The organism is Gammaproteobacteria bacterium, from assembly GCA_029880545.1.
Classification (GTDB): Bacteria; Pseudomonadota; Gammaproteobacteria; order Acidiferrobacterales; family SZUA-150; genus JAOUOD01.
Map to the genome: position 1 here is coordinate 38,386 of JAOUOD010000016.1, position 13,449 is coordinate 51,834.

The 13,449-nt window shown below is 54.2% G+C and carries 11 protein-coding genes and 1 tRNA gene; 8 read left to right on the plus strand and 4 right to left on the minus strand.

The window, feature by feature from the left end:
• Positions 1-2: 2 nt before the first annotated feature.
• The 3 genes from OEZ10_14295 to OEZ10_14305 form a co-directional block, all read right to left on the minus strand.
• Positions 3-899, minus strand: a complete 897-nt coding sequence (locus OEZ10_14295; GenBank protein MDH5634139.1) for a FecR domain-containing protein — start codon at positions 897-899, stop codon at positions 3-5.
• 224 nt (positions 900-1,123) lie between these two features.
• Positions 1,124-1,897, minus strand: coding sequence for a sel1 repeat family protein (locus OEZ10_14300; protein MDH5634140.1), 774 nt, complete (start codon positions 1,895-1,897; stop codon positions 1,124-1,126).
• Positions 1,898-2,125: 228 nt separating this feature from the next.
• Positions 2,126-3,406, minus strand: coding sequence for a nucleotide sugar dehydrogenase (locus OEZ10_14305; protein MDH5634141.1), 1,281 nt, complete (start codon positions 3,404-3,406; stop codon positions 2,126-2,128).
• 226 nt (positions 3,407-3,632) lie between these two features.
• Here OEZ10_14305 and OEZ10_14310 point away from each other — a divergent pair, with 226 nt between their 5' ends.
• Positions 3,633-5,513 (plus strand): beta-lactamase family protein, encoded by a 1,881-nt coding sequence (locus OEZ10_14310; protein MDH5634142.1) that lies wholly within the window; start codon positions 3,633-3,635, stop codon positions 5,511-5,513.
• Between the two features lie 9 nt (positions 5,514-5,522).
• A complete protein-coding gene (locus OEZ10_14315) occupies positions 5,523-6,026 on the plus strand; it encodes a CinA family protein (GenBank protein ID MDH5634143.1) in 504 nt (167 codons plus the stop codon).
• 24 nt (positions 6,027-6,050) lie between these two features.
• On the opposite strand, the gene OEZ10_14320 is transcribed toward OEZ10_14315, so the two are convergent.
• Positions 6,051-6,920 (minus strand): WYL domain-containing protein, encoded by an 870-nt coding sequence (locus OEZ10_14320; GenBank protein MDH5634144.1) that lies wholly within the window; start codon positions 6,918-6,920, stop codon positions 6,051-6,053.
• 247 nt (positions 6,921-7,167) lie between these two features.
• On the opposite strand from OEZ10_14320, the gene recA reads away from it, so the two are divergent.
• From recA to OEZ10_14350, 6 genes are all read left to right on the plus strand, one after another.
• On the plus strand, positions 7,168-8,238 hold the full coding sequence (recA, locus tag OEZ10_14325; protein ID MDH5634145.1) for a recombinase RecA: 1,071 nt from the start codon (positions 7,168-7,170) through the stop codon (positions 8,236-8,238).
• The gene (locus OEZ10_14330; GenBank protein ID MDH5634146.1) at positions 8,235-8,714 is read left to right on the plus strand and encodes a recombination regulator RecX; all 480 of its coding nucleotides are present in this window, start codon (positions 8,235-8,237) and stop codon (positions 8,712-8,714) included. The genes recA and OEZ10_14330 overlap by 4 nt, the downstream gene beginning before the upstream one ends.
• Before the next feature lie 16 nt (positions 8,715-8,730).
• Entirely contained in the window at positions 8,731-11,322 is a 2,592-nt protein-coding gene (gene alaS, locus OEZ10_14335) for an alanine--tRNA ligase (protein ID MDH5634147.1), read from the plus strand.
• A gap of 125 nt (positions 11,323-11,447) precedes the next feature.
• The gene (locus tag OEZ10_14340; GenBank protein MDH5634148.1) at positions 11,448-12,677 is read left to right on the plus strand and encodes an aspartate kinase; all 1,230 of its coding nucleotides are present in this window, start codon (positions 11,448-11,450) and stop codon (positions 12,675-12,677) included.
• Between the two features lie 287 nt (positions 12,678-12,964).
• Entirely contained in the window at positions 12,965-13,180 is a 216-nt protein-coding gene (gene csrA / locus OEZ10_14345; protein MDH5634149.1) for a carbon storage regulator CsrA, read from the plus strand.
• Between the two features lie 68 nt (positions 13,181-13,248).
• A tRNA-Ser gene (locus OEZ10_14350) sits at positions 13,249-13,341 on the plus strand.
• The last annotated feature ends 108 nt before the right edge of the window (positions 13,342-13,449 follow it).

A 13,449-nucleotide genomic window follows, 5' to 3' on the forward strand; every position in this document is an offset into this window, starting at 1 on the left:
GGCTATTGATGACCGGTTTGTTCGACCCACGGCGTCTTGATCGTATCCCATGCTTTCAGTCGCTCGGAAAGCAGCAGCGCCGCATGACGACTCTGCAACCTGTCGACGCTTAGTCGATACCATGTTTTTTCGCCGCTGCTTATTTTGCGAAGGTCGACCGGGTAACCGTAGCGTCGCAATAACCGGGCTATGTCCCTGGCCGGATTAATACCCGGGAGTGAAACAAGATGTGCCGACCATGCCCCCTCGGGTGTGACGGCAATACTGTCTGCATCAATATCCGTTTGCCTGACCCGGTCCGGGAAGCCAGCGGTTGCGTCACGTGTTGCTACGGGCAGCGTATCAAGGTTTGGCAAGCGCGTTACGGATAACGGCTGGGAAAGGGAGACGATCCTGGATGAGCTTCCCGATGAAATTGTAACTTCACCCTCAATCATGGCGACGACTGTTTCATTGGTCGCGCTGGTGGCAAACAGGTCGCCGCTGTGAACATGGATGGTTCCATGACTGGTAATGATATTAAGCTGCTGTTGGTTTGACGAAAAACCCATTTCATCTGTAATGCGAAGCGTGCCAAATGCCAGGCGAATCGCCGTCGCGCCGTAGTTCGAATGATTGATAATTCCGGCCCTGGATGACGAACCAATTCTTGCCAGCAGGCCGTTAGCCAATGCCAGGTGTATGCGACCTTGCCGGTCTGTCAGCAAGTAATCATCTTTGATGATTTTCACGCCTGGCGCCGCCGGGTATCGCTTGTTGTCGCGGAATATCCAAGCTGGTGGTTGTACCGAATGAATCGTTGCAGCAACAGCGGAAGGCACCGGCTGTGTTGCCAGTGCGGTTGTACCGGTAAACGCGACCGACAGGAAATATGCCATTTGTATAAACGCGCGATTCATTGATGTACCCGGTAACCCGTTACAGAATGAAATCCAGAGTATCGGCGCAACTCGTCCGCGGGCAAGAAAACTTTAGTCAACAGTGGTAAAAATTTGTAACGTGTTTGATGGAGTTGACGAGATGGTCCGGCCGGCGTGCATTTTTCGGCACACGGATCCGGGCCAGAACCGGCGATTGGCTATTTCCGGGAGCAGAAGGTGATCGATATGCCGGATAATGCAAATTAATCTGCTATCGGGTCGCCGTTCTGGTCGACGCGAAGCTTGACGTACCCCAGTGCCTGGAGTGCATAGATCGCATTCTGGAAACCCTGCGTGGCTGAAAGTTTCCACCATTTGACTGCTTCCGAGAGACTTTTGTGCACGCCTTCACCGTTAGCGTGCATGACGCCGAGATTGAACTGGGCAGCAGGATCGCCCTGTTCAGCAGCCATGCGCCACCAGTTTGCCGCGGTGCCGGCATTTGCATCAACACCTTTTCCGCGAGAATAGATCAGGCCAAGATTGTATTGCGCGTCAACATTCCCGCCGAGCGCAGCCCGTTCCCACCAGCTGACCGCGGTTTCCATGTCTTCCGTAAAGGTTATTCCCTTGGCGTAGGCCACGCCGATGTTGTATTGCGCACGGGCATGACCGTTGTTGGCAGCAATTTGATAGTGATACATCGCCCTGGGCAGGCTTGACTCGTCCACCAGGTTATTGAAATGCAGATTGCCCAGGTGGTAGTGGGCATCCGTATGGCCTTGGCGCGCGGCAATGGAAAACAGGAAGTAAGCCTGTGCCATGTCATTATCGCCGAAAGCTTCCAGTCCCTCGAAATAGTATTGATGAGATGAAGACCAGGGCTGCAGGTTGAAATCATCGTTCTTGGTTGTGTAGCGTGCACTGGCATGAGCCGGAACCATGAATGCGAGGAACGACAACAGGCAAACCGTGAAAACTGCTCGCGCCAAGGCTGTTTTTCCATAATTGATGTATCCATTCCCTGAATCATGCATTGTAGATATCCCCGAAAATCCAGACTGCCTTGAATTCGACAAGCAACAGCTGTGCCAGACAGTAAATGTCAGGGTGGTTAAATAATGTTTATTTATTAAAACAGCTACTTATAGCAGCCGTGTCGCGGATGACAGACTTTCGACAGGCACCAAGAGTGCCGGACTGGTGACGCAGACTGGCCATGATTGACGGCCAGTTCGGGTTGGGCAACCCGGATACATGTCAAATTACAGGCGCCATACATTGATGTTCATGGTGCGAAGCGAGTCGGCATCAAAGCGTGATTTAACATCAATGAATGGCGATCCAGGTTGCAGCTTGTCGACAATCTGTGACGTCGGCATGGACAGGAATTCACGGTGACCTACCGCGGCTACCATGGCGTTGGCGCGAGGCAGGTCATTCCAGTTTTTGAGGTGGATGCCATATTCATGCTTCGCTTCATGGGCAGCCGGAACCGGGTCATGTACATGTACATTGATACCGTAGTCCTGCAGCTCCCGGATGACATCGATGACTCTCGAGTTGCGCAGGTCCGGGCAGTCTTCCTTGAAGGTAAGTCCCAGCACAATGACATGAGCATCCCGGATCGGGCTGCCGGCTGCAATCATCTGCTTGACTGTCTGTTCGGCAATGTACTTGCCCATGCCGTCATTAATATGACGGCCGGCGAGAATGACTTCTGGATGCAGGCCCAGTTTCTCAGCCTTGTGTGTCAGGTAATAGGGGTCCACACCAATACAATGACCTCCTACCAGGCCGGGACGGAAAGGCAGGAAGTTCCACTTGGTGCCGGCGGCTTCCAGGACTTCCATGGTATCAATACCCAGCCGGTTGAAGATGATGGCCAGCTCATTCATGAACGCGATGTTCAGATCACGCTGGGTATTTTCGATTACCTTGGCGGCCTCGGCCACCTTGATGCTGGAAGCGCGGTGCACACCGGCACTGATGATGCTTTCATAGAGTGCCGCAACCTTATCCAGCGTCGCATCAGTGTCGCCCGATACCACCTTGACGATGCGGGTGAGCGTGTGTTCGCGATCACCCGGGTTGATGCGTTCCGGCGAATAGCCAACGTTGAAATCAACGCGCCATTTCATGGCTGATTCCTGCTCAAGAATGGGTACGCAAACTTCCTCGGTAGCGCCCGGGTAAACGGTGGATTCGTAAATCACGATGGCGCCACGCTTCATGTGTCGGCCGGCGGTGTGACTGGCGCCAATCAAGGGTCGAAAATCCGGTTGCCGAGCTTCATCGATAGGTGTGGGTACGGCAATAACAATGTAATCCGCGGCAGCGATGGCGGATGGATCCGTGGTCACCTGGAGCTGCGTGGCCAGCGCCAGTTCGCCGTCCGATACTTCGCCAGTGGGGTCTGTGCCGTTCTGGTAATGCGACACCTTGGTCGCATCGAGATCAAAACCGATGGTGGTCATGTGCTTGCCGAATTCCACGGCCAGCGGCAAACCGACATATCCCAAACCGATGACTGCGACTGTTGCCAAGGCGCTACTCCAGAAAAATTGGACCAATTAATGTGCGCCGAAGTATACCGAAGCCGGTGATCGCATCCTATAGCCGCCACCGCCTTTGTTGTCATGTCGCGGCTTAGCTCCTACACTTCGTGGCAGGTCAATCCACCTCGTCTGTCAGGTATTGCGTCGATCCGGTCCGGCGTGGGGGTGGTTATGTATTTTCAGGCCGGTGAACGGCTCATTACGGGAAGGGAAAATGCTCAAGCGGTTCGGAAATTCCAGGAATATCTTGTTTTCAGGTTTTGTGTTGGCGCTGGCCGCTTGCGCGACCCAGGCCCCGGTCAAACCGGATCATCTTGGTCGTGGGGATTACAGCTACGCCATTGATTATATCCGCTGGTATGTGCCGCAACTTCTGGATGAGCATGATACCCCGGGCGTGAGTCTGGCGCTGGTGGATGGCCAGAAACTGGTCTGGGCCCAGGGCTTTGGCATGGCGGATGTGGAGAACAAGGTGCCGGCTGCTGCTGATACGGTTTATCGTATTGCATCCATTTCCAAGACCTTCACGGCTACCGCAGCGATGCAGTTGCAGGATCGCGGCAGGATGCGAGCCGATAATCCGCTCAAGCAGTACCTGCCGGAGTTTTCCATCCGTTCCAGGTATCAGAACACGCCGCCGATTACACCGCGCATGATCATGACTCATCATTCCGGGTTGCCGGCTGATATCATGAAAGGCATGTGGAATAGCGATGGTGAAGCGCGTTTCACCGACGTCGTGACCCAATTCCGTGATCAGTACGCGGCCTATCCGCCTGATTATATCTACTCCTATTCCAATGCCGCGGTGTCGCTGCTCGGCCACGCAGTACAAAAGGTGAGTGGTCAGCCGTTCTATGAATATGTCGAGCAGAACATTTCACAACCGCTGGGCATGATGCACACGTCTCATGAGCTGCATCCGCATATGAAAGCGCGCCTGGCCGGAAGCTATTCCGATGGTGATTATATTGATGCCGGCCAGTTGCGCGACACACCGGCGGGCGGCATGTACAGCTCGGTCAATGACCTCAGCCATTTTATGCGCATGATACTTGCCGGTGGTGAGTATAACGGGAAGCGCATTCTCAAACCCGAAACCATTCGCGAGATGATGCGACCGCAAAATGCCAACGTACCGCTGGATTTCGGCTTGCACCTGGGTATGGGCTGGTTCCTGGTAGATCACGGTATCAAGGGCGTGAAAACTGTTGCTTCTCATGGCGGCGGTGCGCCGTGTTATTTCAGCCAGATGATCGTATTGCCGGAACAGCAACTCGGCGTTGTTGCGCTGGCCAACAGCTGTACCAGCGGTCCCGTGGTTGCCGAGTCTGCGACCCGGCTGCTGAAGCTGGCGCTCGAAGCCAAGACCGGCATTCGCCAGCAACTTGAAGAAAAAGTCGAAAAGGCGGCGTTGGCCGAGAATCCGTCTGAGCAGTTGCTCGACAGCTTTGTCGGCAAGTTCGCCACATGGCTGGGATTGATTGACGTGAAGCGCAATGGCAAACAATTGCAGGCCAGCCTGTCCGGCTGGAAGTTTGATTTGTTGCCTCACACCGATGGCAAGTTCAGTATCCGGTTCAAACTGTTCGGATTGATATCCATACGACACCTGTACGGCATCGACCTGGACAACGTGTTGCTGGCGCCGGCCAGGGTGGATGACAAAACCGCCGTCGTCATGACCTTCAAGGGTCGTGAACAGTTGCTCGGTGCGCTGGTGAAACCACAACCTATTCCCGAAGCCTGGTTGGCGCGCCTGGGTGAAATGGAGATTACCAACCAGGATGCCTACATGCAGTTCCGCGGCAATCGCCTCGAGGTCAAGGACGGCATCCTGGTCATGAGTTACAAGCTGAAGATGACCGTGTTGCCGGAACAAAGTGCCATGGTGCCGATCATGCCCATATCCGATGATGAGGCGGTGGTCATGGGTCTTGGCCGGAATATGAATGAGACCATACGCATTGTTCGACAGGGCAAACGTGAGGTTATGCATTATTCGGGATATTTGTCCCGCTGGCTGAGTTACGATAACGGCCATGGCCCATTCGCGCCGACGCGTCTTGCTACCGAGGCGTCGGCAATAAACTAGGACAGCGCAATGCCCCAGCATGAGCACAGCCTGGTCGCCGAACTTGCAAAAGCGTTGCAAGAGCGTGGCGTCATGCTGGCGACGGCCGAATCCTGTACCGGTGGCGGCGTAGCATACGCCATCACCGCCATACCGGGCAGTTCGCACTGGTTTGATCGGGGTTTCGTGGTCTATACCAACGCAGCCAAGTCAGAAATGCTCGGCGTGGATGCGTCGATTATTGATGCTCATGGAGCGGTGAGCGAGCAGGTAGCCCGCGCGCTGGCAGAAGGCGTGTTGACTCATAGTCACGCTGATTTTTCGTTAGCCATCACTGGTGTTGCCGGGCCGGGAGGCGGTTCGCCGGAAAAGCCCGTGGGCACGGTCTGGTTTGCCTGGGCGGGAACCGGGTCACCGGTTTTGGCAGAGCGACGACGTTTTTCCGGTAATCGCGATGAAGTCAGGCAGCAGTCTGTAGAGGCAGCGCTGCAAGGCATGCTGGACTACATACAAAAATCCGTCGTGCCAGCTTGAGACTTCGGGCGGGCGACACGATCATCAGCTTAGCGCCCACGCCGCGAATTGCTCGATCTCATCGCGATTGAGCAGAACCAGTTGGTGTTTCCTCGGGTTCAGTGACTGATCCGGTGTTGTATCCACATCCAGCCGTTGTAACAGGTAACCTACCAGCGCCCGACGTACCGGGATTTCAATAACGCCGTCTACGGCATGGTAATCAATATTGATGCCCAGGCGCTGCTTGTCGTTCAGGCCGGGGTGGGGCGCCAAATGCACCACTACCGCTTCGGACCAATCATCATCGTAATCCGCGCTGGACTCGGCGTCTTCGTCCAGCAATCGTGCGTCCTCGAATCGGGACAAGACGAAATCCCGGAAATCGTAGGTGGCCAGGTTGTAGCCGCGGACATGCCAACGTATTCCGGTGCTGACCAGGGCGTGGGGCTCGATGATGCGGTGTTCCTCCCCGTCGCGCGTACTCAGGGATCGATATGTCACCTGGACCCGTTTTCGGGATTTGATCCCGCGGATGATCTGGGCGAGCACGTGCCTGTCCGGGTAGCGACCGGGCAGGGGCAGGAATTCCGCTGCCACTCCATAGACCAGGTCATCGCCGTATGGGCCGCCTGCAACGGCCAGGTTGGCGGCAACCAGGGGTAAAACGCTGGCAGGCTCAAGATCGGCAAACATGGCTACAAAGCCGGCAGAGGGCGTAAAACCATATACAGAATGGCGATATACCAGGTTGTCCGGAGCCAGGTCCGTATACAGTTTCAAATCCTTGGTGGCTGCCGCGTCCGACAAGCCGAAGGCTTTGGCTACATCGGAGCGAGTAACCACGCCGCTGTAAAAAGCCATGATTTCGATGTAGCGAAGACGTTGGAGGGTTGCCCACTTAATGTCTGCCAACAGTTTTTCCTTGGAACTCATAGCGTTTGCGGCCTCGTAATTCGCTAAAACACAGTTTATTTGCCCTTATACGCGAAAAACACGCTTTAATTAAATTTTACGATAACATAAAAAATAGCAAGGGCGTAAAAAATATTGACATCTAGAAAAGTATCGCTCAGAATGCGATCCAGGTTGAGGGGTTTCCCCTCGAAACAGCAGAAATCACATAAACAGTCGTTTCGACTTTTCGCACTGGAGAACAGCAATGGCGGATGATCAGAGGAAAAAGGCCTTGGCGGCAGCCATGAGCCAGATAGAGAAGCAGTTCGGCAAGGGTTCGGTAATGCGCCTGGGTGACCACGGTGCACAAAATATAGAAGCCATTCCAACAGGCTCCCTGAGCCTGGATATTGCCCTGGGTATTGGTGGATTGCCCAAGGGTCGGGTGGTTGAGATTTACGGGCCGGAGTCTTCAGGCAAGACCACGCTGACACTGCAGGCCATTGCCGAGTGCCAGAAGCTCGGCGGTACCGCCGCGTTTGTTGATGCGGAGCATGCGCTGGACCCGGATTATGCGCACAAGCTCGGCGTCAATACGGATGATCTGTTGGTATCCCAGCCGGACACGGGTGAGCAAGCGCTGGAAATCGTCGACATGCTGGTGCGCTCAGGTGCTGTTGACCTGGTGGTTGTGGACTCGGTTGCTGCCTTGACGCCAAAGGCCGAAATCGAGGGCGAGATGGGTGATTCCCACATGGGTCTCCAGGCTCGCCTGATGTCACAGGCGCTGCGCAAGCTGACCGGTAATATCAAGCGTGCCAACACCATGGTGATTTTCATTAACCAGATTCGCATGAAGATTGGCGTGATGTTTGGTAATCCCGAAACCACCACTGGCGGCAACGCGCTGAAGTTTTATGCGTCGGTTCGCCTGGACATTCGTCGCATAGGTGCGATCAAGAAAGGTGACGAAGTGGTGGGCAACCAGACACGCGTAAAAGTGGTCAAGAACAAGGTTGCGCCGCCGTTCAAGCAATGCGAGTTCGATATTCTCTATGGCGAAGGTATTTCGAAGGAAGGCGAACTCATTGATATGGGTGTTGATCAGGAAATTGTCCAGAAATCCGGTGCCTGGTACAGCTACGGCGGTGATCGAATTGGCCAGGGCAAGGACAACGTGCGTAACTTCCTGAAAGAAAATCCCGCTATCGCTGCCGATATCGAGTCGCAGATTCGCGCCAAGCTGGCACTGAACCCGACAGCCATGAGCAGCAAGGCGAGCGATGATGCCGAGATTGAAGATGACGCCGATGAACTCATGGAGACTGAAGCTTGAGTTTGCCTGATTCGCTGAGGGATGACCCGTTCAGTCCTCAGCGGATGCGGGCCAAGGCCATGGACTACCTGGCTCGGCGGGAGCACGGCGCTGCCGAGTTGGTAGCCAAGCTCATAGCCAAGGACTGCCCGGCCCCGGTTGCCGAATCGGTGGTATCAAGACTGGTGGAAGAGAACCTGGTTTCAGATGAGCGCTACGTGGAAGCGCTGGTTAATTCCCGGCGTAATCGTGGTCAGGGTCCCCGGCGAATTCAGCAGGAGCTCAGGGACAAAGGCATTACCGACGAGTTGATCGGCGCGTATCTCGATCATCGCGATCCGGTCTGGCTGGATAGTCTCAGGCAGGTACGAATAAAAAAATTTGGCTCCAAACCGGCTATTGGGTATAAAGAGCGCGCGAAACAAGCGCGTTTTTTGCAGTACCGGGGGTTCAGCCCGGACCAGATTTTTCAGGTCCTGGGTGGTGACGAAGACTGATAGAGACTGGGTCAATATGAAAAGTGCTGAAATAAGACAGCGGTTCCTGGATTACTTCAATCGAAACGGACACGAAGTGGTGGCATCCGCGCCGCTGATTCCGGGCAATGATCCAACGCTTTTGTTTACCAATGCCGGCATGAACCAGTTCAAGGATGTGTTTCTTGGCCAGGATACCCGTAGTTACGTGCGCGCAGCCAGCAGCCAGCGATGCCTGCGTGCCGGTGGCAAGCATAATGACCTCGAAAACGTCGGTTACACGGCACGCCATCACACATTTTTTGAAATGCTTGGCAACTTCAGTTTTGGTGATTATTTCAAAAAAGAGGCAATCGAGTTTGCCTGGGAGTTTCTGACCAGGGAGATGAAGTTGCCCGAGGAAAGACTCTGGGTAACAGTTTACAAGGACGACCAGGAGGCCGAAGACCTGTGGCTCAAGCACATGGGCGTGAATCCCGATCGTTTTTCACGCCTGGGTGAAAAGGATAATTTCTGGTCCATGGGAGATACCGGCCCGTGCGGTCCTTGTTCCGAGATTTTTTATGACCACGGGGCCGATGTGGCTGGTGGCCCTCCGGGAACTCCGGATGAAGATGGCGACCGCTACGTGGAAATCTGGAACCTGGTATTTATGCAATTTAACCGGGCTGCTGACGGCGCCATGACGCCTTTACCCAAGCCATCGGTTGATACCGGTATGGGGCTTGAGCGTATCTCGGCAGTAATGCAGGGCGTGCACAGCAACTACGAGATTGACCTGTTCCAGGGCTTGATTGGCGCTATTGCGGATTTGCTCAAGGTTAAAGACAGGCAAAGCAAGTCACTTAACGTTATCGCTGATCATATTCGCGCCTGCGCGTTCCTGGTGCTGGACGGTATTTTCCCTTCCAATGAAGGGCGGGGTTATGTGTTGCGTCGCATCATGCGGCGCGCCATTCGTCATGGCCATCATCTTGGCGCAACAGAACCGTTCTTCTACAAGCTGGTTCGACCCCTGATTGACCAGATGGGTGGCGCTTACCCGGAACTGGCGCGCACGCGCGAACAGATCGAGAAAGTTTTGCGCCAGGAGGAAGAGCGTTTTGCCGAAACCCTGGATCACGGCATGCGCGTACTGGAAGATGCGATTGCATCATTGAAGGCCGATACCATCCCGGGAGACGTTGTATTCCAATTATACGATACGTACGGATTCCCTGTTGACCTGACTGCCGATATTGCGCGTGAGCGTGAGCTCAAAGTGGACATGGCAGGGTTCAACCAGGCTATGGATGCACAGCGTGAACGTGCGCGTTCCGCATCCAGCTTCAAGACCGCGCAACTTGAAACCATTTCTGCACCGGAAATTGATGCTGAATTTACCGGTTATGCCGCACTGCATGGCCAGGCAAAGATCCAGCTGCTGCACGCCGCGGCCGGCGAGGGTGCTGTACTGAATGAAGGCGAGGAGGGCGTAATCTTCCTGGATCGGACACCGTTTTATGCCGAGTCAGGTGGCCAAGTGGGAGATCGCGGGCGCCTGGTTGCCAATGGCGCGGTATTTGAAGTGCTGGATACGCAAAAAGGTCACGCGCATATTGGCAAGGTAATCCAGGGCAAGTTTGAGCTTAATGCTGCAGTTGAATGTGAGGTTGATAGCGCGAGACGCGAGGCAACTGCATTTAATCATTCCGCCACGCATTTGATGCACGCCGCGTTGAGGAAAGTGCTTGGTGAGCATGTGCAACAAAAAGGTTCGCTAGTAGATCCACAGCGCCTGCGTTTTGATTTTTCACATTTCGAAGCGGTTACATCAGAACAGCTTCGCGAAATTGAATCCCTGGTTAATGCCGAGATCCGCCAAAATAATGAAGTCGATACCCGGGAAATGTCTGTTGATGCTGCAATGCAAGCCGGTGCCATGGCGTTATTTGGCGAAAAATATGGCGACCTGGTCCGGGTCGTCGGTATGGGCGGGTTTTCGAAGGAGTTGTGTGGTGGCACACACGTAAAACGTACCGGAGACATTGGTCTTTTCCGGATAACGTCGGAAAGTGGCGTCGCGGCCGGTGTACGACGCATTGAGGCAGTGACCGGTGCCGTGGCGCTTGAATATGTCAGATCAAAAGAAGATCAGCTGGATCGTGTGGCCGGTTTGCTCAAGGCAAAGGGTGACGATGTGGAAGCCAAGGTCAGTCAGCTCAATGACCGGCTAAAACACCTGGAAAAGGAACTGACCCGGGCCAGGGAGCAACTGGCAGCAGGTTCCGGAGACGCCTTGCTTGACCAGGTTGTCGAGATTAACGGTATCAAGGTGCTTGCAGCCAACCTTGACGGTGCTGACAGTAAAACGCTGCGCGACACAATGGACCGACTCAAGGACAAGCTCCAGGAGGCAGTCATAGTTCTTGCTGCCGTGGATGGCGACAAGGTGTCTTTGGTTGCGGGCGTGACAAAAGCGCTCACCGGCCAATTTAAGGCCGGAGACCTGATTCGAGATGTTGCTGCTATGGTTGGCGGAAAGGGTGGCGGCCGACCTGATATGGCGCAGGCTGGCGGAAATCATCCTGAAAAGCTGCCTGAAGCTCTGGCACTGGTGTCAGACTGGGTTCGCTCAAAAATCTCCTGATGCCCGGTGAGCCGGGTTTGTGCCGGCTGCCTGGAATGGTTCTTTTCTTTATCCTTTTCGGATATTTACTCCAGCGTGTAAAGTGGGTTTAATCGGCGCCTCCTTAACGTCTTTCAGATTTCATTATGGCACTAATCGTTCAAAAATATGGTGGCACCTCAGTCGGTAATCCGGAGCGTATAACCAATGTCGCCAACAAGGTTGCTCGCATGCATGCAGAGGGTAACCAGGTTGTAGTCGTGGTTTCAGCCATGAGCGGCGAGACCAATCGTTTGATTGACTTGGCGAATCAGGTATCTGATGACCCATCACCGCGGGAGCTGGATGTGCTGGTTTCAACCGGGGAACAAGTCACCATTGCATTGCTGGCGATGGCGTTACATAAAAAAGGCGTTGAGGCTGTCTCCTATACCGGTTACCAGGTTCATATTCGTACCGATAACGTTCACGGCAAGGCGCGCATTCAGGATATCGATGGTCAGCGGGTCAAGACCGACCTGGATGCCGGACGAGTGGTGGTGGTCGCAGGGTTTCAGGGGGTTGACGAGAGCAACAATATCACGACCCTGGGGCGTGGCGGTTCTGACACTACCGCGGTTGCTATGGCAGCGGCACTCAAGGCAGACGAGTGCCAGATTTATACTGACGTCGATGGCGTGTACACCACGGATCCACGAATTGTTGCCGAAGCGCGACGCCTTGATCGCATTACGGTTGAGGAAATGCTGGAAATGGCGAGCCTGGGAGCCAAGGTGCTCCAGATTCGCTCGGTTGAATTTGCCGGAAAATACCGGGTACCGCTGCGAGTTTTGTCCTCGTTTGAGGATGGTCCAGGTACCCTGATTACCTATGATGAGGACGAAGACATGGAACAAGCGCGGATTTCGGGTATTGCATTTAACCGGGATGAAGCTAAGCTGACTCTTATGGGGGTGCCTGACAAGCCTGGCATCGCCTCACGGATTCTGGGCGCGGTAGCCGGCGCCAACATCAACGTGGACATGATCATCCAGAATACGGGTGAAGATGGCACCACAGATTTCAGCTTTACAGTCCACAGAAATGACTATACTAAAGGAAAGGGTATTCTTGCGACGGTAGGCAAGGACTTGGGCGCCACAGAAGTTTCCGGTGATGACAAAATCGTCAAAATTTCGGTGGTTGGCGTCGGAATGCGTTCACACGCAGGTATCGCCAGCACCATGTTCGCCGCGCTCGCGGACGAGGGAATAAATATTCAGATGATTTCCACGTCAGAGATTAAGATTTCTGTGATCGTGGACGAAAAGTATCTTGAGCTGGGCGTACGGGCGTTGCACTCCGCGTTTGGCCTTGAACAAGGTACTACTGACTAAGTGGTCCTTACCCGCAGCGGTTTGGCGGGAATAATATAAATGCATCGTAAAGTGACTTCAGGGAAGTAGTGCAGGGGTGGTCCGGTAGATTGCCGGACTTCAATCGGGTGTGATCATGGCTGGATATAGATGGATTTATGGTCTATATCAATGAGCGCAGACGTGCCCAAGGGTGCTTCCGGTCCGACGTTTTTTATTCGAATGATCGGGGTTGTCTGAACAGGAGTTCAGCTTCAAGGAGTGGAACGAATGAAAAAATATGTATGCAGTAGCAGGAGTGCAGCACGATGCTGATTTTGACGAGACGAGTGGGTGAGACGCTGAACATCGGGGACGAAATTCGCGTTACGGTTTTGGGTATCAAAGGTAACCAGGTTCGGATTGGAGTTACCGCACCGAAAGATGTTCCCGTGCATCGTGAAGAGATTTACGAGCGCATTCAAAAAGAAAAAGATGGCGATGCGAATGGTAACGCTATTGACAAGGAGGCGGGCGTCGGCTGATTCCCGCTATCGCTTCTTTACGTTGGCGGGCTGTGCAGGTATCCTTGCGGCCCGCGCAACAGCGTGAAGGAGAGATGGCCGAGAGGCTGAAGGCGCTCCCCTGCTAAGGGAGTATGGGGTTAAAAGCTCCATCGAGGGTTCGAATCCCTCTCTCTCCGCCAGACCAAATAAAAAAGACCCCCTTGCGGGGTCTTTTTTATTTGATTGGTGATGTGTGCAGGTATTCGAACCCTCGATGAAAGCTATAGGCCGGTTCGACGACCGCATGG